Genomic DNA, 20242 nt, shown 5'->3' with positions numbered 1-20242 from the left:
ATCATTGATTGAAGTAAATAATAATTTCTATTTATTTTAATATGCTATAAGTTAATATTTTGTAGTTTTGCCCTTTTAAATCAAATATTTCCGTGGGAAAAAATCATCAATTAGGTCATAAATTATCCGCAGCAGGTTTACTAGTAACTTTAGGAATTATTTTTGGCGATATCGGTACTTCACCGCTATATGTATTGAAGGCAATTATTGGAAGTCATACCATTGATGCCGATGCTGTAAGAGGAGCCATTTCATGTATTTTTTGGACACTTACTTTACAAACAACTTTAAAATACGTTGTTATCACGCTTCAAGCTGATAATAAAGGTGAAGGAGGAATCTTCTCTTTGTACACCTTAATCCGTAAAACAAAAATTAAATGGCTTCTTTTCCCAGCTATTATTGGAGGAAGTGCCTTATTGGCCGATGGAATTATTACACCTCCAATCTCTGTTTCGGCTGCAATTGAAGGTTTACAAGCTATTAATCCAGCTATTCAAACGGTCCCAATCGTTATTATTATATTAACTGCATTATTCTCAATACAACAATTTGGAACTAAATTCATTGGTAAGTTCTTTGGACCTATTATGTTAGTTTGGTTTACAATGTTAGGGGTATTAGGAGTTACACAAATGATGACCGACTTAAGTGTTATCAGTGCTATTAATCCATATTATGCTTATAAATTATTATCCGATCACAATGGTGGTTTCTTAGTACTTGGAGCGGTTTTTCTTTGTACAACAGGGGCAGAGGCTTTATATTCTGACTTAGGTCACTGTGGGAAATCGAATATTCGTGTGAGTTGGATTTTTGTAAAAACGTGTTTAATCTTAAACTACTTTGGACAAGGTGCTTGGTTAATCTCACATGAAGGTCAAACCTTAAAACAATTAGGGGTATCAAATCCATTTTTCGGAATCATGCCAGGTTGGTTTGTACCTATTGGTATTGGTATTGCAACATTAGCCGCTATTGTAGCGAGTCAGGCATTATTAAGTGGATCATTCACTTTAATTAATGAGGCTATTCGTTTGAACCTTTGGCCTAAAGTAAAAATTAAATATCCTACCGACCTAAAAGGTCAATTGTATATTCCTTCAATCAACTGGTTATTATGGGCTGGTTGTGTGATGATCGTATTACACTTTGAAGAATCATCTGGAATGGAAGCTGCCTATGGTTTAGCAATTGTATTAACCATGTTAATGACAACTACTTTGCTGAACTACTATATGATCTTAAAGAGATACAATCCGTTATTAATCACACTTTGTATTGCAACCTATGCTATTATTGAGGTTTCTTTCTTAATTGCCAACCTTAATAAATTTACACATGGTGGTTATATCACCATTTTAATTGCAGCCATATTAATTACAGTAATGCTCGTTTGGTATTATGCTCGTAAAATCAGAAACCGCTATGTGGTATTTGTAAAACTAGCCGATTACCTACCAATATTAGAAGATTTAAGTAAAGATATGAGCGTACCTAAATACGCTACACATTTAGTATACCTAACAAGTGCCGACAACCGTCAAGAAATTGAATCCAAGATCATGTATTCAATTATGCAAAAACAACCTAAACGAGCTGATATTTATTGGTTTGTACACGTTGATGTTGTCGATGAACCGTACACAATGGAATATAAGGTGAATGAATTCATCCATGATGATGTAATTCGTATTGACTTTAGACTTGGTTTCCGAGTTGCACCACGTATTAACCTAATGTTTAAAAAGGTAGTAGAAGATATGGTAAAATGTAAAGAAGTAGATATTACAAGTCGTTATGCTTCTTTAAATAAAAATCATATCATTGGGGATTTCAGATTCGTTGTCATTGAGAAATTTATATCCTATGAAAATGATTTACCGTTCTATGAAAAATTGATTCTAGACGCTTATAATTTCTTAAAGCATCTTGGTCTATCAGAAGGAAAAGCTTTTGGATTAGACAGCAGCTCTGTGACAATAGAATCAGTACCATTGATTATTGCACCACAAAAAGAGTTGAATATGACTCGTGTAAAATAACAACCACACATAAATAAAAAAGCCCTCTAAAATAGAGGGCTTTTTTATTACTTTATTTTGATAACTGCTTAAATTCTGTATTCTTAGCAATTAAAAAATCCATTCCTTTTAATATATCGTTGTTATTAAAGATCGTTTTGGATTTAGGATCCGCACTACAATATTCTAAAAAAAGATTTATTTCCTCTGGTTTTAAATTTAAAGCACCTGTATAAAATGTCTTATCATACGTATTTGCTGCTACTTCTTTAAAATTAATTGATTCTCCTTTTTTCTTATTCTTTTTAAAGAACTTAATGATGTCCTTTCCTAATCGGACTAAGTCGGTTCCATCTTCGATTGTCCCGTCATTAATAAATTTATTTTTAAGGGAAGACTGCTTATCATCAATATATTTCTGATCTACAATTATTTGAGAATTATAACGCTCTACTTCATCAATGTTTTTCTTAGAAATCACTACTTCATCTAATTTCTCTGCTTTTTCGGTTAATGAAATCATCAGATTATTTTTAGCAATATCATCTTTAGTCAGTGTAACACTTTGGTATTCATAACCTAGAGACGCAAAAACTAACACATCTCCTTCTTTTACATCAATAATATATATCCCAAGGTTGTTTGTAGTAACAATTTTTCTTGAGGTAGAGTTAATAACTTCAATACCTCGAATAGGGTAGTTCCCATACATTACTTTCCCTTGAATTGATTTCTCTGTCTGTGAAAAACCAATTTGAGATATAAAAAATAATACAATAGCAATGAGTCTAGTTTTCATGATTTTGGTTAGATAGGTTTATAGCAGAAATATACAATTTATTCCAAGAAAAAATCTTAATAGAATTATAAATTTTAATGAACTTTCTTACATTTGATTTGTACTTTAACTCTACCCATATAAACTAATTGTAAATTTAGCCCAAAAGAATCAGATTAAAGAAAATGAAAATCAACTCTTGAAGTAATTAAAACTAGTACATTAATTCCTCTACATTCTTTTTAATATTTTCAGATATTTTCTGAGTAGGCAAATCATTTGGATCATTTCCAAAAGGGTCTTCAATTTCTTCTGCAATCAACTCTAAACTGGCTAATACATAAAAAATGAAAATTACCACCGGAATAATGTAATACCCTAACTGAAACACATAACCAAATGGTAATGTGATTACATACATAAAGATAAACTTCTTAATGAAAGCACTGTATGAATAAGGAATAGGGGTATTTTTAATTCGTTCACAAGCTCCACAAACGTCTGTAAATGATTGAACTTCTGCATTCAGAACAATTAATTGTTCTCCAGAAATTTTACCTGCATGATACAACTGGTCGAGCTTAGCCATCATGGTTTTGGCAATCTGATTGGGTTTGTGCTTATAATGATCATCAGACAATGTCTTATTATCAAATAACTCATGACTGATACTTTCCATTTTCAAATGCAAATTCAATACAGATGCGTAAGCAGGAATCATTTTCTTGAAGAAAGCTTTATCCTCAGGGTCTTTCAGCATCACTGATAACTTAATCGCTAAATTTCTACTATTATTAACCAAAGAACCCCACATTTTTCGTCCTTCCCACCAACGATCATAGGCAGTATTGGTTCTGAAAACCAACAATAAAGAGATTACAAATCCTAGCATATTATGCATAATTGTAAGATTCTTTACCTGACTCGTACTGGATAAATCCCAATATTCCAATTCTAAATAGGCAATACCTCCTGAATAAGCAGCCAAAGCAATTATTAATGGAATTAATTTTCTAAAAGTATCCCCTTTGTGGAATCGAAAGATAAAGGAAACCCATTCTTTAGGATCATATGATATCATATACTGATGATGGTGTTTATTTTTTGGTTTCAAATATAAAAAAAGGAATTGGTTTCTAGGACTGATCAAATATGGATATAGAATAAATCATCGTATTTTTCATTTAAAACAAATGCTAAAACACTCAAATCTAACCACTTTAAAGAACCTTATTTTTTTGTTAATTCTATGATTCAAACCTCTAAATAATTTTAAATTTGCTTTTCATTCCTACAACCATCAATCTTTGTCTTTGATGGTAAAATAGAATGATTATAAAAACATCACTATGATTGAAATAAAGAAAGTATCTACTGTTGAAGATTATAAAATTGTACAACACATTGCAGCTGAAACATGGCCAGTGACCTATGGTTCTATATTATCTAAAGAACAAATTGACTATATGTTCGGAAAAATGTATGCTATTGAAGCACTGGAAGAACAAGGTACTTTAAAAGGACATCATTTTATATTAGCACAAGAAGATACTCATTTCCTTGGATTTGCCTCTTATGAATTAGATTATCAAAATGCAGGAAAGACTAAAATACATAAGGCTTATATTCTTCCATCAGCGCAAGGAAAAGGTATTGGTCGTATCTTATTTTCTGAAATTGAAGCTATTGCTAAACAGAATAACAACAATATCATCTCCTTAAATGTAAACCGTTTTAATAGCGCAATTAATTTTTATGATAAAATTGGGTTCATAAAAGTGGCTGAAGAAGATATTGAAATAGGAAATGGCTATTTAATGGAGGATTTTGTTCTTGAAAAAGAAATCTAAATTTCAATATTCATATTACTTTAAAATTTATATAAAAAAGGGACTCAATCACATGAGTCTCTTTTTTTGTTAAAAATCTTTTCTCACTAAATTAATTGTAAGATATTATCTAATAAATAATTGTTAAATATATTTTAAAAGAATACTTTTGTCTTCTTAATTAAAAACTTATGAAAGGAATAACATTTATAGTATTATCTGTTCTTTTAGCTAGTTGTAGCTCAAAAATATCTTCGAATATAATTAGTCAAAATAAGTCACTAACAATTGAGGATAAAGTTGCTTTTCTAGATATACAACACTTAGTTCCAGAAAATGTAAAAAAAATTGGAGACGCTAGATATCAAGATACAGGATTTTCAACAAATTGTGATTTATATACAAACTTAGTGAGTGCACGTAAACTTGCTCGACAAAATGGCGCCAATATCGTTAAAGTAATCGAAAAAAAGACACCAGACCTATGGAGTAGTTGCTATAGAATAAAAGTTGAATTTTATTACTATGAAGGGGATGTAACCAAACTTAAACAGTACCAATTACAAATTAACTAAATATCAATTATACTTAAAACAATGAAACAATCAATTATTCTTTCTTCTTTAATTTTAACATTGCTATTGTCTAGCTGTGCAACAATCATTTCAGGTTCAAAACAAAAAGTAAAATTTTCAAGTACACCTTCTGCTGCTTCAATATTTATTGATGAAGTCGAAGTTGGTAAAACACCAATGGAATTGAAGCTTGCTCGAAAAAAAGAACATCACGTTATGATTAAACTAGAAGGGTATCAAACCTATGAAACGAACTTAACCCAAAAATTCAACGGATGGTATTTAGCAAACATTCTGGCTGGAGGCATAATTGGTTTAGTTATTGACCCTATTACTGGGGCTATGTATAATTTAACGCCTGTACAAATTAATGCTGCTATGAAACAAGGTGCAGTAGTAAAAACGAATGATAATGAAATTTATATTAATGTTGCTTTAAATATAGATGCTGACTGGAAAAAAGTGGGACAATTGGAAAAAGCTGCAAACTAATATAATTCCAAATATCTATTGTTATTTTTATATTAAGTAATATTTTTGGATACTATAACCAATCCATTAAAATTTATGAAGAAAAAAATATTCTCCCTCGTAGCCATAGTGGCATTCTTATCCAGTTGTACCAGCTCTAAAGTTACTTTTGATTTGTCAAATGGAGGTAAACCATTGCCTGCAGATATTAAAATTGCTTTTCTGGATGTTCAGCAGGCTTTACCAGCAAATGTTGAGAAAATAGGGGATGCAAAGTATGAGAATTTAGGTTCTCCTAATCATTGTGATTTTGATTCTAATCTAATTCATGCAGGAAAATTAGCCCGTGACAATGGTGCTAATCTTGTAAAAGTTATAAAAAACAAGGTTCCTAGTTCTGGAAATCCATGTGATAGAACTCAAATAGAATTTTATTATTACAGTGGAGATGTAACTACGCTACAGCAATATCATTTACAAGCAAAATAATTAACTAATATAATTCCAGATATTCTTTTTCTGTGATAATAACATAAAAGTCTGTCTTAAAGAGGTATGCTCTGGTTTTGCCAATGGAGCATCCTCTTTAAGTATTTTTACAGCATGATGTCGTGCTAATTGCAATATATCACGATCACGGACAATATCGGCAATTTGAAGGTTTAATACACCACTTTGTTGAGTCCCCATTAAATCTCCTGGACCGCGCAGTTTTAAATCTACTTCTGCAATTTCAAAACCATCATTCGTACGAGTCATAGTTTCCAAACGAGTTTTACTATCACTACTCAATTTATGACTGGTCATAAGAATACAGTAACTCTGTTCCGCACCACGGCCTACACGTCCGCGCAATTGATGTAATTGAGATAATCCAAAACGCTCCGCACTCTCAATAATCATTACACTGGCATTGGGTACATTTACACCAACTTCAATAACTGTGGTAGCCACCATAATATTCGTTTTTCCTTGTGCAAAACGTTGCATTTCAGATTCTTTCTCTGAAGGTTTCATTTTACCATGTACAATACTAATACTATAATCGGGTAATAGGAAGTCACGGGAAATACTTTCGTAACCATCCATTAAATCTTTATAATCCATTTTTTCAGATTCCTGAATTAACGGATATACGATATAAATTTGACGTCCTAAAGCAATTTCATCACGGATAAATTTCCATACTCTTAAACGATTACTATCATAACGATGTACCGTTTGAATTGGTTTTCTTCCCGGTGGCAATTCATCAATCACAGAAATATCCAAATCACCATATAAACTCATCGCCAATGTACGAGGAATAGGTGTAGCGGTCATCACTAAAACGTGTGGTGGAATTGTATTCTTTTTCCATAATTTAGAACGTTGTTCTACACCAAAACGGTGTTGCTCATCAATTACAGATAAACCTAAATTATGAAATTTCACTTTATCTTCCAGTAAGGCATGGGTACCAATTAAGATATCTAAACTACCGTTTTCAAGCTCTTCATGAATAATTCTACGATCTGAAGTTTTAGTTGAACCAGTGAGTATCTTTATATTGACATTCATCTCTTTAGCTAATTCTGATAATCCTAAAAAATGCTGATTTGCCAAGATTTCTGTTGGTGCCATTAAACAAGCTTGGAAACCATTATCCAACGCTAATAGCATACTTATAAAAGCGACTATGGTTTTTCCTGAACCAACATCTCCTTGCAACAATCGATTCATTTGAGCATTACTACCCATGTCATTTCGAATCTCTTTGATTACTCTTTTTTGCGCATTAGTCAATTCAAATGGAAGATGATTATTGTAAAAATTAGTAAAATAATCACCTACTTTTTCAAACGGATGTCCTTTGATTTTATGCTTACGGATTAGATTTTTCGTAATTAATTGTATTTGGATAAAGAATAATTCTTCAAACTTTAATCGGAATTGGGCACGTGATAATAAATCAGTGCTTTTGGGGAAATGAATATTAAAAAGAGCTATATTCTTCGGAATCAACTTCAATTCTTCCATTAGATAACCGGGCAAAGTTTCGGTAAAGAGTGCTTGTGTTTCTACAAACAACTGCTGCATCAACTTATTGATTACTCGATTAGTAATTCCGCGTTGCGTTAATTTTTCAGTAGAAGGATAAACGGGTTGCATCGCAGAACGTAAATTTTGCTGATGTTCCTCTAATAATTCCATTTCTGGGTGTGCCATATTGAATGTCGAACCATAAGCTGTACATTTTCCAAAAATGACATACGTAGTATTTAATTTTAAACTTTCTCGAATCCATTTATGCCCTTGAAACCAAACCAATTCCATTTCTCCTGTAGCATCAACAAATGTTGCAACTAAGCGCTTACCACGTTTTTGCTCTACAGTTTTTATATTGATTATCTTACCTACAATCTGAACTTCAGCTGTTGTACTGTGTAGCTCATTAATAGTGTAATATCGTGTTCTATCAATATAACGGTTGGGGTAGAGATTGATTAAATCCTGGTATTTATGAATGCCTAATTCCTTGCGTAAAAGCTCCCCTCGGTTTGGGCCAACACCTTTTAAGTATTCAATAGGGGTTTGAAGAAGATTAGACTGCATCGATTTAATTTAAAAAGACGAAGATAAGGCATAAATTATCAATTTAAAAACGATGCATTATAACAATTCAATCTTTGTAGCACTCACATTTTTTGTAAATTTGAAACGTTACGATCACTAAACCTATTATTTTGAAATACTATATCATTTTTTTCTTCTTCTTTATTCATTCAGCTTACAGCCAACAAAGAGAGGCTGTTGATTTTAAAACACTCGATGTTGCGCTCAATATAAATCCTGTACAGCAAAATGTAGTTGGCCATATCAAGTATACCTTTGATGTATTAAAACCCATAGATACCATTCGTATCGATGCACAACGCATGTCTTTTACAGAAGTAAAAATTAATGGCAAAAGTGTACAGCATAAAAACAATAATAAAGCTTTACTATTATATGAAGGCTATCAAGTAGGTACAAACGAAATAACCTTCTCTTATGAAGCGATTCCTCAACAAACAATGTATTTTGTCAATTGGAATTTTACAGATGTCATTGATACTCCTGTTGAAGTTCAAGGACAAATATGGACACAAGGACAAGGAAAATACACAAGCCATTGGCTGCCTAGTTTTGATGATCCCAATGAAAAAGTAATTTTCAATTTAAACATAACTTTTGAGAAAAGTTTTACTGTCATATCAAATGGTTTACTTCAAAATAAAACTGAAAAAGGAGAGGAAATAAGTTGGCAATTCCGAATGAATCATCCTATGAGTAGTTATTTGGTTATGTTGGCAATTGGGCACTTTGATAAATACACCGAGAGTTCCAGTTCTGGTGTACCATTGGAATACTACTATGAAAAAGAAGATTTAAATAAAATTGAACCGACCTATCGTTATAGCAAACAGATATTTGATTTTCTAGAAAGAGAAATTGGTTATGCTTACCCTTGGAAAATATACAAACAAGTTCCCGTTCGAGATTTCTTATATGCGGGGATGGAAAATACAACGGCTACCGTATTCTCCAAAGATTTTGTTGTGGATACTATTGGACGTAATGATAAAACGTACACCAATGTCAATGCTCATGAATTAGCCCACCAATGGTTTGGTGATCTCATTACGGCAAAGACCAATCAACATCATTGGTTACAAGAAGGTTTTGCTACCTATTATGCTTTACTTGCTGAAAAAGATATTTACGGAGAAGATTATTTCAACTTCGAATTATACAAGAATGCACAGCTTTTACTTCAAGCTTCAAAAACTGATACAATCCCTTTACTGAATGAAAAAGCTAGCTCGCTAACCTTTTATCAAAAAGGCGCTTGGGCCCTGCATAGTTTACGCGAAGCAATAGGCGCTAAGACATTCAATTTGGCGGTAAAAAATTATCTTGAAAAATATGCTTTTAAAAATGTGACTACCGATGATTTTCTTGCAGAAATCAATAAAGTATCACGTTTTGATACCGTTAATTTCCGTAAAAAATGGCTAGAACAAACAGGATTCCCTGAAGCAGAAGCCCTTGATATCTTAAAGAAGAATAGCTTCATCAAGCATTACCTGGAAGTTCAGGCAATGGAAAAAATTCCTTTTGCCAAAAAGAGCAAAAAATTAGAATCATTGCTTACAGGTTCTTCTTATTTCCCCATAAAAGAGCTCATTGTATACCAGCTAACAGCTGAATCTTATGAAAACAAAGAAAAGCTACTGACATTCGCCTTAAAAACAAATGATGTTCATGTTCGTCAAGCTGTTGCTGTTTCGCTAAATCCAATTCCAGAGAAATTTAGATCTTCTTATGAAACTTTACTCGATGATCCATCCTATATCACCAAAGAAATCGCCTTATTTAACTTGTGGCAGGCTTTTCCAAAAGAAAGGGTTCATTATATTGAAACGGCAAAAAAATGGGAACAGTACCAAAATAAAAACCTTGAACTTTTGTACTTAACATTATCTATTATGACTCCTGAATTCAAGGAACAACGAAAAGATAATTACAAAAAACTCTTGGAATATACGGGTACAAATTATGATACTGGTATTCGTCAAATTGCTTTAGACAAATTACTGACCATGAAATTAATCACAGATGATGTACTCAAAAGTCTTGTTTATGGAACAGTGAGTCACAGATGGCAGTTTACAAAGTTCAGCAGAGAAACTATTCGTTCCTTACTGAAAGACAAATCAATCCGTGAACGTCTCGAAAAAATACAACTTGAATTACCATTGCGTCAAAAAAACCAACTGGATCGATTATTAGAAGAGTAGTTTTCAATAATTATACATTAAAATTTGTCTCCTAAAGAATACATAAAAATTAATGTTATTTATATTCGCTTTTTTATAATTTAGCTGTAGATAAAAATAAACTAGACCAATGCAAGAAAAACAATTAACTGAATTTACGGATCAAGAATTATTGGAGAAAAGAAAAAAGGCAAAATCCAATACTACAATCAATGCTGCAATCTTGGGATTTCTAATAGGTGTTGCCGTTTATAGTGCTGTAAAGCATGGTTTTGGATTTTTTACATTTTTACCTTTGTTTTTTGCTTTTTATGCAGCCAACAAATGGAAAAAAGAAACCCAAACATTAGAGAAAGAATTAAAATCTAGAAATATAAAATAAGCCTACACGATTCTCAATAAATCTTAATAGATAATCAAAAACTGTGTAGGCTAGATGATAACTCTTATATAAAGTTTACTTAGTTGCTATCTTTTTTCTTTTTTGCCGTTATAGAATAAACCATTGGAATTTTATTCTCTAAATGTTTTATTCTGAATTTTTTAGGTTCAAATTCAATTATGTTGTTAAAGCAATTGTAGGGAGAATAATCATATTCATCCAAAGAATTTATTTCAAGTCCATTTTTTATCAAACTGTTCATTACTTCACTTAAACCATGATTCCACATCACATATTCTTGTGTTATGGTTGCAGTTTTATCAGCATAAGTCCCACTTTCAGATTCTAAAATTGCTCCTGAATTAAAATAATTATATCCAATTTTATCGAAGTTATCATCAAACATCCACACAACAGGATGAAATTCAACAAATATAAATTCTCCGTTGGGCTTTAAAAATTTAGAAATAATTTTTGCCCATTTGTCTAAATCCGGTAACCAACCAATCGTTCCGTAACTCGTATAAACAATATCAAATTGTTGATCTAAGTGGTTTGGTAAATCGTAAATATCACAACAAACAAAATTTACATTTGAGTTGGTCTCTTTTGCAATCTGTTTTGCACTTTCAATCGCTTTATCTGATAAATCAACACCAGTAACTTCAGCACCAAGTCGACTCAAAGAAATTGAATCTTGTCCGAAATGACATTGTAAATGTAGAATTGTTTTGCCTTTTACATCACCCAATAGATTTAATTCAATATCATTCAATGATGTTCTTCCTTTTAGAAAACCAGGAAGGTCGTAAAATTCTGATTTTAAATGTGTGTCAGTTCTGTTATTCCAAGATTGACGGTTTATCTCTATATAATTATGTTCTGAATCCATTATCTCTATTTAATTTTTATAATAAAAACAATAATAGGAATTATTTAAATACTATCTACCCATTAAATATTCAAAAATCCGATAAAACATACAAATTATGTATTCTTAAAAACGTGATAAGAGAAAAATCCTTGATCGTAAACTAGAACAATTATTCAAGAATAGTTTTTGTGTAAATTTTATCATAAATAAAGCTTATAATTACATTCTATTCAGAATAAAACCCTTAATTTTAAAATTATCATTTTTTTATTTCAAATACATGCGGGCATTAGTAATTTCAGGCGGTGGCAGTAAAGGGGCTTTTGGAGGAGGAGTAGCACAATATCTCATTCAGGAGAAAAAACACGAATACGATATCTACATTGGATCTTCTACAGGGAGTTTATTAATCCCACATTTGGCCTTGAATAAAGACAATAAGATTTTTGACATTTATACAAACGTAAATATGTCTGAAATTTTCAGTTTAAACCCTTTCATTGTCAAACATAAAAAAGGGCAGGAGGTAATCACAATCAACCACTTTAATCTCATTCTACAATTCATTAAAGGCAAGCGTACTTTTGGAGAAAGCAAGAGTTTAAAACATTATATCAAGAAAAATTTCACCAAAGCTGAATTTGCTATTCTAAAAGAATCCAAAAAAAATATTATTGTAGCGGTCACAAATATTACACAGAATATGGTAGAATATAAATCGATTTTCGATTGTACCTACGATGAATTTTGTGATTGGGTATGGATATCCTGCAACTACATTCCATTTATGAGTTTAGTTACCCGTAATAATTTTGAATATGCCGATGGTGGATTTTCCAGTGTCGTTCCTATTTACGAAGCCATTAAAAGAGGTGCTACTGAAATCGATGTTATTGTCCTGGAAACGGAAGATCGAAAAGCTTCCCGTATTATTGGGAAAAATCCATTTTCTCTATTGGTAGATTTGTTTGGAATACTACTGGATCAGGTTGAAAACCATGATATTACTATTGGAAAATTAGCTGCCAAAAACAATAATGTAAAACTTAATTTTTACTATACTCCAACAAAGCTAACAGATAATCCTTTGGTTTTCAATAAAAAGAAAATGCTAGAATGGTGGCTCGAAGGATATGAATATGCGAAGAATAAGAGTGAATTGATGAGCCAAATCAAAAATTTATAATTCCGGATTTGACTCATTTTATTTTATAAGGAGATTACCACAATTCGTTCACCTCACTTTTTATATAAGCCAAAGCAGCATTACTAGGTGATTGTTTGTCTAATAAGTCACTTAATATCACTTCACGCAGTTTATTTGCTGTGTCTACTTTCTCACTCATATTCGCTTTGCGAATCATTTGAATCGTAGCACTTTTGGCTGTATTAATAATACTCCAACACTCGTCAGAGATATAAATCTGTTGCGTTAAATTATGTTCAAACTCTTGCTCAATATGATTGATAATCAAGCTTTCATAATCATACTTATCACTTGAATGTGGAGCAATACGGATTAATAATTTTGCAGGATTAATTCTTTCTAAAAATAAAGCCATACGCTCATAAGCTTGTAAGCGAATAGGCAAAGCATTTTTCTGTGCTTGTTTTTGTATTAAATAACGTCTTCTTCCTTCTTCATTTCTAGTATGTTGGTAGAAAAAATAATAAGCTGTGGCTCCGGTAATAACAGCTGGTAAAGTGTAACTCAATAGTTCTATAATTTTAGTAGAATCCATTTTTATAATTTGATTTTTTAGGTTTTGTCTAGGTCACAAATAAACGAATAAAAAATATAAAAAGTGCGTGAATTTTATATTTAACGGGAATTAATATAGCTATTTTTGCAATAAAAAAAATGGAAACGACAACCATTGTCTTGTTATGTATTGCAGCATTTGCAGCTGGTTTCATAGATGCCATTGTAGGTGGAGGTGGATTAATACAAACCCCAATCAGTTTAATATTATTACCCTACTTGCCTGTTGCTACCGTAATTGGGACATTGAAGGTTCCTTCATTTGGTGGAACTAGTATTGCAGCCTATCAATACCTCAAGAAAATAAAAATGAATTGGCCTCTTTTGGGTATTATGGCAATCACTGCTATCATCTGTGCATTTTTAGGTTCAACCTTATTGATTCATGTGAGCAATGGTTTCATGAAACCCTTACTACTAGTCATATTAATCCTGTTGGCAATATATACTTACACTAAAAAGGACTTTGGTCAACATACTGAAAAGAACATCGCTCCGAAAAAAGTAATCCTGTATTCTATACTAATCAGCTCAGTAGTTGGATTCTATGATGGATTTATAGGTCCCGGAACTGGAAGTTTTTTAATTGTCGCATTTATCACTATCTTAGGGTTTGATTTTTTACATGCTTCCGCCAATGCCAAAATGGTAAATCTGGCCACCAATTTAGGTTCAATCACTCTTTTTCTATTAAAAGGAAAAATCATCTGGGCGATTGCTTTGCCAATGACTGCAAGCAATGCAGTAGGAGCATGGCTAGGAGCAAAACTAGCCATCAACAAAGGGAATAAATTCATTCGTATATTCTTTTTAGTCGTTGTTATTGGAACATTAATCCGATTTGCTTACGACGTCTACAGGGGAAAATAATAATTGACTTTGATTCCCAAAAATAGTCTGAAAATAGACGAATAAAATTTAGATTCCGAATACACAATACAAGAATACTAATTTCAAAATTCTTAATTTTGTGAAATAATTAAAAATGAACATGCAAAAATACATCAATCAGCTGAATGAAGCGCAACGTGCACCCGTATTACAGAAAGATGGTCCTATGATTATTATCGCAGGGGCAGGATCTGGTAAAACGAGGGTTTTAACGATAAGAATTGCTTATTTGATGAGTTTAGGCGTGGATCCATTCAATATTTTATCCTTGACATTTACGAATAAAGCAGCACGTGAAATGAAGAATCGTATTGCTGATATCGTTGGTAATACCGAAGCTAAAAATCTGTGGATGGGTACCTTTCACTCGATTTTTGCTAAAATCCTTCGTATTGAAGCTGACCATTTGGGTTATCCTTCCAATTTCACGATTTATGACGCACAGGATTCAGCTCGATTAATTGGTGCCATCATCAAGGAGATGCAACTGGACAAAGATATTTATAAACCAAAACAAGTATTTAGCCGTATTTCATCCTATAAAAATAGTTTGATTACCGTTAAAGCTTATTTCAATAATCCTGAATTACAGGAAGCCGATGCGATGTCCAAAAAACCACGTATGGGTGAAATCTATCAGAATTATGTAGACCGTTGTTTTAAAGCGGGTGCTATGGATTTTGATGATTTATTATTAAAAACCAATGAGTTACTTACTCGATTCCCAGAGGTATTGATGAAGTATCAGGATCGTTTCCGTTATATATTAGTAGATGAGTACCAAGATACGAATCACTCCCAATATTTAATTGTACGCGCCTTATCCGATCGTTTCCAAAACATTTGTGTCGTAGGAGATGATGCCCAGAGTATTTATGCTTTCCGCGGTGCAAATATCAACAACATTCTGAATTTCCAAAAGGATTATGAAGGAGTGAAGATGTATCGTTTAGAACAAAATTACCGCTCTACAAAAAATATTGTGGAGGCAGCCAACTCTATTATTGATAAGAATAAGACGAAATTAGATAAAATCGTATGGACTGCGAATGATGATGGTCCTAAGATTAGAGTACACCGAAGTTTAACCGATGGGGAAGAAGGACGTTTTGTAGCCAGTACAATTTTTGAAGAAAAAATGCAAAATCAAATGACCAATGGTCAATTTGCAATTTTATACCGTACCAATGCACAATCGCGTGCTATGGAGGATGCTTTACGCAAACGTGATATTCCTTACCGTATTTATGGTGGATTATCATTTTACCAAAGAAAAGAGATTAAAGATGTTATTTACTACCTGCGTTTGATTGTCAATCCCAAAGATGAAGAAGCTTTAGTCCGTGTTATTAACTATCCTGCCAGAGGAATTGGTGATACTACTGTAGAGAAATTAACGATTACTGCAAATCATTACAAACGTTCGATTTTCGAAGTAATGCAGCATATTGATAAGATTGATTTAAAATTAAATACAGGAACTAAAAATAAACTAAAAGACTTTGTTACAATGATACAGAGTTTTCAGGTTATTAATGAAACACAAGATGCTTTTTACCTCGCCGACCATGTCAGTAAAAAGACTGGATTAATTCAGGAATTAAAAAAAGATGCTACTCCAGAAGGTGTAGCTCGAATTGAAAATATCGAAGAATTATTGAATGGTATTAAAGACTTTACAGAAGGACAAAAAGAAATTGATGGAGCAAGAGGAGCCTTATCTGAATTCTTAGAAGATGTTGCCTTAGCTACCGATTTAGATAAAGATACGGGCGATGATGATCGTGTAGCATTAATGACGATTCACTTAGCAAAAGGACTAGAGTTTCCCCATGTATTTATCGTTGGGATGGAAGAAGACCTTTTCCCAAGTGGAATGAGTATGAGCACCCGAAGCGAACTGGAAGAGGAACGTCGTTTATTCTATGTAGCCTTAACCAGAGCTGAGAAACAAGCCTATTTAACGTATGCACAATCGCGTTACCGTTGGGGAAAATTAGTGGATTCTGAACCATCAAGATTCATTGAAGAAATTGAAGGAAAATATTTAGAATATATGACACCACCAGAACGTGGTCGTTATAAACCAATGATTGATTCGGATATATTTGATGATTCAGATAAATCAAAATTCCGTTCTGAAAAACCTAAAAATGGAACACCACCCCGCAGTTATGGTGATTCAGAAACCACTGCCAGTACAATCCGTAAATTAAAACCAATGACGAGTGGTGGACCAGTTGCTTCATCACCGGTCAACGATTCTAAATTACTGACTGGTAATGTAGTCATGCACGAACGTTTTGGTAAAGGAGTTGTATTGAATATCGAAGGAATTGGTGGTGATAAAAAAGCAGAGATTAAGTTTGATGTAGGTGGTATTAAAAAGCTGCTTTTACGTTTTGCAAAATTAGACATATTGTCTTAGATAACAGTGTTATACTATAACCTTAAAAATTAACAAGATGGCTCAATTTATTAAAATTTACGAAGATAATCCCAGTGAAAAAGAAATCGCTAAAGTTGTAAAGGTATTGCAAAATGGAGGATTAGTTATTTACCCTACAGATACTGTTTATGGATTGGGTTGTGATATCTCTAATACCAAAGCTTTAGAGAAAATTGCTAAGATTAAAGGTGTAAAATTAGACAAAGCAAATTTTTCATTTGTTTGCCACGATTTAAGCAATATTTCCGATTATGTGAAACAAATTGATACTTCCGTTTTTAAGCTATTAAAAAGAGCATTACCAGGTCCATATACATTCATTTTACCAGGAAATAATAACCTTCCAAAAGAATTTAAAAAGAAAAATACAGTCGGAATACGAGTACCCAACAATTCTATTGTTTTGGAAATTGTACGTCAATTAGGCCGTCCCATTGTTTCAACTTCTATTCGAGATGAAGATGATGTTATCGAATACACAACTGATCCGGAATTAATCTTTGAAAAATGGCAAAATATCGTTGATGTCGTAATCGATGGTGGATATGGTGATAATCAAGCTTCAACAGTTATTGATTTATCAGATGGTGAGCCTGTAGTAATTCGTGAAGGAAAAGGTTCGTTAGATATTTTATAAGAATCTAATTTTACATTTTAAATGGATGATATTACCATAATCACAGGATTTGTTACTGGGGAAATTACAGCCTCAGAATTCGAAAATATATTATATGAAAGTGATAGTCTGAATACATTGTTTTCTCAAGAACCTGCACCTTCTTGGTCTTCGGATATGGATTTATATTTATACTTAATCTCGCAGGATTATCACTCTGCATCCGATTTGCTCAACATACAAGATGTTTTGTCAAAGCTATTAGTCCGCCAAGGTATTGTTGTAGAAAAATCAGATGATTTTCAAAATATTCTCCATGAAAAGGCGAAGCTATTACCCAAATGGTTATCCATTACTGACAAACAATACAATATCATTAGAAAGGGTGCTCATGAATTGAAGGGAAAGGAATTTGATACTTATATTAAAGATCATGTACAGAAGAATTTCATCAGTTTAAATAAACCACCACGTTGGTTACAAGACGCCTACTGGCCAATTCACAATGACATTCCTTTAATTTTTATAGGACAATTGGATATTGCTAAAATGCGTAACGATGAGGCCTATGCTTATATATTTTACAATCAGAATAATCAAACCTATCAAACAATAGAACAATCCATGTGAAACTGTTTACATGGATTGTTTTAATATCGTGGCTAAAGTGATGTCTACTTTCTCAACATCATAACCATCTCCAGAATGAAATACCCACAACGAATTATCTTGTGAATCAATACATAATATTCGTGTATTCTCATATCCTATGACCAATCCTCTGGATAAAAAATCTATTTTCTCAGTAGCAGTAGTATTAAATATTTCTTTGGCTGTATCCACAAATCCTTCTAATTGCTTAATGGTCAAATAGGATTTTTTTTCAACTTTGACTTTCTCACATAACGCTTCTAAATCATATAGTGTAAAATTATCTTGGTCTTTGAAGATTGTGATTTCCGAAACAAATGAATCACTGACCAAATAATCAAAATAGGGTAAAGGAATTTTTACTTTCGATTTTTCAAGAATAGTATTCAGTTGCTTCACTGTTTTTTTCTTCTTTATTACTACAATATTCGGATTGGGAATTGTAGGTGTAGCCATCCAGGTAACAGTATTAAACTGGAAATCACGATTACATACCGGGCAATCCAGAAACATAAAGGTCATTTTTTTACTTATTGCGGATTGTAAAAAATCATATTTACTCAACTGTTTTATATCAATTGTTTTTCCACAATCCCAAGTATATGGGCAGGTAATCTCTTGCATAGAATAGGGGATTATATTTGTCTATTGCTTACTATCGTTTTAAATCTTTCAATTTGTCTTCTATGTCGTAGAACATGAACAATAGCATGTTCCATCATTTGTTCTATGTCATAGGTTTGCTTCCAAGAAGTCAGTACTTTTTTATCCTGATCATATACTTCCAATTCATGGTCGTATATCGTGAGAAAAGCATTTCGTGTAAATGCTATTACATTGTCTAAATCTTGAATATATTCGGCACTTGACAAACGAATCTTCTTTGTCGGCCTTTCTTCCAAGATATTTTTGAATGTTTTGATGTATATACAATACGAATAACCAGCACTTACCACATGGGCTAGTACAGTTTGAATTGATTTACAATCCGAATCTTGTGTTTCATGGTCTACAATATAAGCTAAATCATCCGCCGACATATCTTGTATGACGTGTTGCAATTCAACAATTGTCTTTTCATATTCTCCTAAAATGGCTTGTACAGCATTCTGCTTTTGGTTTGGATTCATCGAGTTGTCCTACTTATTTTTGACTTATTCAAATATAAGTAACTTCAGTCTACTAAAATGATTCCAATAAAAAAAGCATCCTAAATTTAGGATGCTTTTAATTTATTTTCTGAAGATCAGATTATTGTTTTTTCTTCATTTCTTTCTCGATCATATCATAGAATTGATCAATCTTAGGAAGTACAACAATACGTGTTCTTCTATTTCTTGCTCTGTTTTCAGAAGAATTGTTTGGTGCTAATGGGATGTATTCTCCACGTCCAGCAGCAGTCATTCTTTTTGGATCAACTTTGAATTCGTTTTGTAATACTCTAACTACTGAAGTTGCACGTTTTACACTCAAATCCCAGTTGTCTTGTAATACAGGGTTCTTAATCGGCACATCATCTGTGTGACCTTCAACCATGAATTCAAAATCTGGTTTGTTATTTACCACTTTAGCAACTTTACCTAAAATTTCTTTAGCTCTATCGCTTACTTGGTAGCTACCGCTCTTGAATAATAATTTGTCTGAGATAGAAATGAATACTACTCCTTTTTCTACATTGATTTCGATATCACTATCATCAAGATTACCAATTGCTCCTTTTAAACTTGTAACTAAAGCTAAGGTAACAGAATCTTTTTTCGTTAATGCATCTTGCATCGTTTTGATTCTTAAATCTTTCTCTCTCATACTTTCAAGAGATTTTTCTAAGTTTTCTGCTCCTTTAGAAGATAGGGTCGTTAAGTTCCCCATATTGTTGATTAAATCAGAGTTGTTTTTCTTTAAGAAATCTACCTGATTTGCTAAAGCATCTTTTTGATGAGCCATAGCTTCTTTTTCCGTTAGACAGGTATTTAGCTTAATTGTAGCTGTATTTAATAAATCCTGAATCTCTTTATTCTTATTTTCTAGTTCCGTAATCTTTTTCTTAGATCCGCACGAAGTCGTTAAGAGCGCTAACAGGGATAGCGCGAGAATCGCTTTTTTCATATTTTTTTCTGGTTTTTTGTTAATTACAAATT

The 20242-nt window shown here is 32.4% G+C and carries 20 protein-coding genes; 12 read left to right on the top strand and 8 right to left on the bottom strand.

The window, feature by feature from the left end; translation table 11 throughout:
• Positions 1 to 92: 92 nt before the first annotated feature.
• The gene (locus P6733_RS03985) at positions 93 to 2045 is read left to right on the top strand and encodes a KUP/HAK/KT family potassium transporter (RefSeq protein ID WP_306350311.1); all 1953 of its coding nucleotides are present in this window, start codon (positions 93 to 95) and stop codon (positions 2043 to 2045) included.
• A 52-nt stretch (positions 2046 to 2097) separates the two neighbouring features.
• Here P6733_RS03985 and P6733_RS03980 read toward each other — a convergent pair whose 3' ends face one another.
• A complete protein-coding gene (locus P6733_RS03980) occupies positions 2098 to 2823 on the bottom strand; it encodes a carboxypeptidase-like regulatory domain-containing protein (protein ID WP_306350310.1) in 726 nt (241 codons plus the stop codon).
• Positions 2824 to 3016: 193 nt separating this feature from the next.
• Complete coding sequence (locus P6733_RS03975; protein ID WP_306350309.1) at positions 3017 to 3883, bottom strand: bestrophin family protein; 867 nt, start codon at positions 3881 to 3883, stop codon at positions 3017 to 3019.
• Positions 3884 to 4151: 268 nt separating this feature from the next.
• Between P6733_RS03975 and P6733_RS03970 the strand changes: the two genes are divergently transcribed.
• From P6733_RS03970 to P6733_RS03955, 4 genes are all read left to right on the top strand, one after another.
• Positions 4152 to 4652, top strand: coding sequence for a GNAT family N-acetyltransferase (locus tag P6733_RS03970; RefSeq protein ID WP_306350308.1), 501 nt, complete (start codon positions 4152 to 4154; stop codon positions 4650 to 4652).
• 170 nt (positions 4653 to 4822) lie between these two features.
• The gene (locus P6733_RS03965) at positions 4823 to 5206 is read left to right on the top strand and encodes a hypothetical protein (RefSeq protein ID WP_306350307.1); all 384 of its coding nucleotides are present in this window, start codon (positions 4823 to 4825) and stop codon (positions 5204 to 5206) included.
• A gap of 21 nt (positions 5207 to 5227) precedes the next feature.
• Positions 5228 to 5698 (top strand): PEGA domain-containing protein, encoded by a 471-nt coding sequence (locus tag P6733_RS03960; protein WP_306350306.1) that lies wholly within the window; start codon positions 5228 to 5230, stop codon positions 5696 to 5698.
• Between the two features lie 75 nt (positions 5699 to 5773).
• Entirely contained in the window at positions 5774 to 6166 is a 393-nt protein-coding gene (locus tag P6733_RS03955; RefSeq protein ID WP_306350305.1) for a hypothetical protein, read from the top strand.
• On the opposite strand, the gene recG is transcribed toward P6733_RS03955, so the two are convergent.
• The gene (recG, locus tag P6733_RS03950; protein WP_306350304.1) at positions 6167 to 8272 is read right to left on the bottom strand and encodes an ATP-dependent DNA helicase RecG; all 2106 of its coding nucleotides are present in this window, start codon (positions 8270 to 8272) and stop codon (positions 6167 to 6169) included. It abuts the gene before it with no gap.
• A 131-nt stretch (positions 8273 to 8403) separates the two neighbouring features.
• On the opposite strand from recG, the gene P6733_RS03945 reads away from it, so the two are divergent.
• Positions 8404 to 10500 carry a M1 family metallopeptidase gene (locus tag P6733_RS03945; protein WP_306350303.1) on the top strand — a complete coding sequence of 699 codons (2097 nt, stop codon included), beginning with the start codon at positions 8404 to 8406 and terminating at the stop codon, positions 10498 to 10500.
• Between the two features lie 109 nt (positions 10501 to 10609).
• Positions 10610 to 10861 (top strand): hypothetical protein, encoded by a 252-nt coding sequence (locus P6733_RS03940; RefSeq protein ID WP_306350302.1) that lies wholly within the window; start codon positions 10610 to 10612, stop codon positions 10859 to 10861.
• A gap of 79 nt (positions 10862 to 10940) precedes the next feature.
• Here P6733_RS03940 and P6733_RS03935 read toward each other — a convergent pair whose 3' ends face one another.
• Positions 10941 to 11753: a class I SAM-dependent methyltransferase gene (locus P6733_RS03935; protein WP_306350301.1), complete on the bottom strand. Its 813-nt coding sequence runs from the start codon at positions 11751 to 11753 to the stop codon at positions 10941 to 10943.
• A 262-nt stretch (positions 11754 to 12015) separates the two neighbouring features.
• Between P6733_RS03935 and P6733_RS03930 the strand changes: the two genes are divergently transcribed.
• Positions 12016 to 12921: a patatin-like phospholipase family protein gene (locus P6733_RS03930; RefSeq protein ID WP_306350300.1), complete on the top strand. Its 906-nt coding sequence runs from the start codon at positions 12016 to 12018 to the stop codon at positions 12919 to 12921.
• 34 nt (positions 12922 to 12955) lie between these two features.
• On the opposite strand, the gene P6733_RS03925 is transcribed toward P6733_RS03930, so the two are convergent.
• Positions 12956 to 13477, bottom strand: coding sequence for a DUF7935 family protein (locus P6733_RS03925; protein WP_306350299.1), 522 nt, complete (start codon positions 13475 to 13477; stop codon positions 12956 to 12958).
• Between the two features lie 119 nt (positions 13478 to 13596).
• On the opposite strand from P6733_RS03925, the gene P6733_RS03920 reads away from it, so the two are divergent.
• From P6733_RS03920 to P6733_RS03905, 4 genes are all read left to right on the top strand, one after another.
• A complete protein-coding gene (locus tag P6733_RS03920; protein ID WP_306350298.1) occupies positions 13597 to 14367 on the top strand; it encodes a sulfite exporter TauE/SafE family protein in 771 nt (256 codons plus the stop codon).
• A 121-nt stretch (positions 14368 to 14488) separates the two neighbouring features.
• On the top strand, positions 14489 to 16816 hold the full coding sequence (locus tag P6733_RS03915) for an ATP-dependent helicase (protein WP_306350420.1): 2328 nt from the start codon (positions 14489 to 14491) through the stop codon (positions 16814 to 16816).
• Positions 16817 to 16853: 37 nt separating this feature from the next.
• A complete protein-coding gene (locus P6733_RS03910; RefSeq protein ID WP_306350297.1) occupies positions 16854 to 17474 on the top strand; it encodes an L-threonylcarbamoyladenylate synthase in 621 nt (206 codons plus the stop codon).
• 21 nt (positions 17475 to 17495) lie between these two features.
• The gene (locus P6733_RS03905) at positions 17496 to 18083 is read left to right on the top strand and encodes a hypothetical protein (protein ID WP_306350296.1); all 588 of its coding nucleotides are present in this window, start codon (positions 17496 to 17498) and stop codon (positions 18081 to 18083) included.
• Positions 18084 to 18089: 6 nt separating this feature from the next.
• On the opposite strand, the gene P6733_RS03900 is transcribed toward P6733_RS03905, so the two are convergent.
• The 3 genes from P6733_RS03900 to P6733_RS03890 form a co-directional block, all read right to left on the bottom strand.
• A complete protein-coding gene (locus P6733_RS03900; RefSeq protein WP_306350295.1) occupies positions 18090 to 18728 on the bottom strand; it encodes a hypothetical protein in 639 nt (212 codons plus the stop codon).
• A gap of 11 nt (positions 18729 to 18739) precedes the next feature.
• Complete coding sequence (locus tag P6733_RS03895) at positions 18740 to 19234, bottom strand: DinB family protein (RefSeq protein ID WP_306350294.1); 495 nt, start codon at positions 19232 to 19234, stop codon at positions 18740 to 18742.
• Positions 19235 to 19355: 121 nt separating this feature from the next.
• Positions 19356 to 20210: an OmpA/MotB family protein gene (locus P6733_RS03890; protein ID WP_306350293.1), complete on the bottom strand. Its 855-nt coding sequence runs from the start codon at positions 20208 to 20210 to the stop codon at positions 19356 to 19358.
• Between the last annotated feature and the right edge of the window lie 32 nt (positions 20211 to 20242).

It is taken from the genome of Flavobacterium aerium, assembly GCF_030766725.1.
Taxonomy (GTDB): domain Bacteria; phylum Bacteroidota; class Bacteroidia; order Flavobacteriales; family Flavobacteriaceae; genus Flavobacterium; species Flavobacterium aerium.
Note: the sequence above shows the minus strand (reverse complement) of the source record. Positions and strands in the feature narration are given on the sequence as shown.

Excerpts from the sequence above, each read along its gene's own strand:
- P6733_RS03980 (WP_306350310.1), bottom strand. The coding sequence starts at position 2,823 with ATGAAAACTAGACTCATTGCTATTGTATTATTTTTTATATCTCAAATT.
- P6733_RS03930 (WP_306350300.1), top strand. The coding sequence starts at position 12,016 with ATGCGGGCATTAGTAATTTCAGGCGGTGGCAGTAAAGGGGCTTTTGGA.
- P6733_RS03970 (WP_306350308.1), top strand. The coding sequence starts at position 4,152 with ATGATTGAAATAAAGAAAGTATCTACTGTTGAAGATTATAAAATTGTA.
- P6733_RS03975 (WP_306350309.1), bottom strand. The coding sequence starts at position 3,883 with ATGATATCATATGATCCTAAAGAATGGGTTTCCTTTATCTTTCGATTC.
- P6733_RS03895 (WP_306350294.1), bottom strand. The coding sequence starts at position 19,234 with ATGAATCCAAACCAAAAGCAGAATGCTGTACAAGCCATTTTAGGAGAA.
- P6733_RS03965 (WP_306350307.1), top strand. The coding sequence starts at position 4,823 with ATGAAAGGAATAACATTTATAGTATTATCTGTTCTTTTAGCTAGTTGT.
- P6733_RS03915 (WP_306350420.1), top strand. The coding sequence starts at position 14,489 with ATGCAAAAATACATCAATCAGCTGAATGAAGCGCAACGTGCACCCGTA.
- P6733_RS03920 (WP_306350298.1), top strand. The coding sequence starts at position 13,597 with ATGGAAACGACAACCATTGTCTTGTTATGTATTGCAGCATTTGCAGCT.
- P6733_RS03925 (WP_306350299.1), bottom strand. The coding sequence starts at position 13,477 with ATGGATTCTACTAAAATTATAGAACTATTGAGTTACACTTTACCAGCT.
- P6733_RS03900 (WP_306350295.1), bottom strand. The coding sequence starts at position 18,728 with ATGCAAGAGATTACCTGCCCATATACTTGGGATTGTGGAAAAACAATT.
- P6733_RS03960 (WP_306350306.1), top strand. The coding sequence starts at position 5,228 with ATGAAACAATCAATTATTCTTTCTTCTTTAATTTTAACATTGCTATTG.
- P6733_RS03905 (WP_306350296.1), top strand. The coding sequence starts at position 17,496 with ATGGATGATATTACCATAATCACAGGATTTGTTACTGGGGAAATTACA.
- P6733_RS03910 (WP_306350297.1), top strand. The coding sequence starts at position 16,854 with ATGGCTCAATTTATTAAAATTTACGAAGATAATCCCAGTGAAAAAGAA.
- P6733_RS03890 (WP_306350293.1), bottom strand. The coding sequence starts at position 20,210 with ATGAAAAAAGCGATTCTCGCGCTATCCCTGTTAGCGCTCTTAACGACT.
- recG (WP_306350304.1), bottom strand. The coding sequence starts at position 8,272 with ATGCAGTCTAATCTTCTTCAAACCCCTATTGAATACTTAAAAGGTGTT.
- P6733_RS03940 (WP_306350302.1), top strand. The coding sequence starts at position 10,610 with ATGCAAGAAAAACAATTAACTGAATTTACGGATCAAGAATTATTGGAG.
- P6733_RS03955 (WP_306350305.1), top strand. The coding sequence starts at position 5,774 with ATGAAGAAAAAAATATTCTCCCTCGTAGCCATAGTGGCATTCTTATCC.
- P6733_RS03935 (WP_306350301.1), bottom strand. The coding sequence starts at position 11,753 with ATGGATTCAGAACATAATTATATAGAGATAAACCGTCAATCTTGGAAT.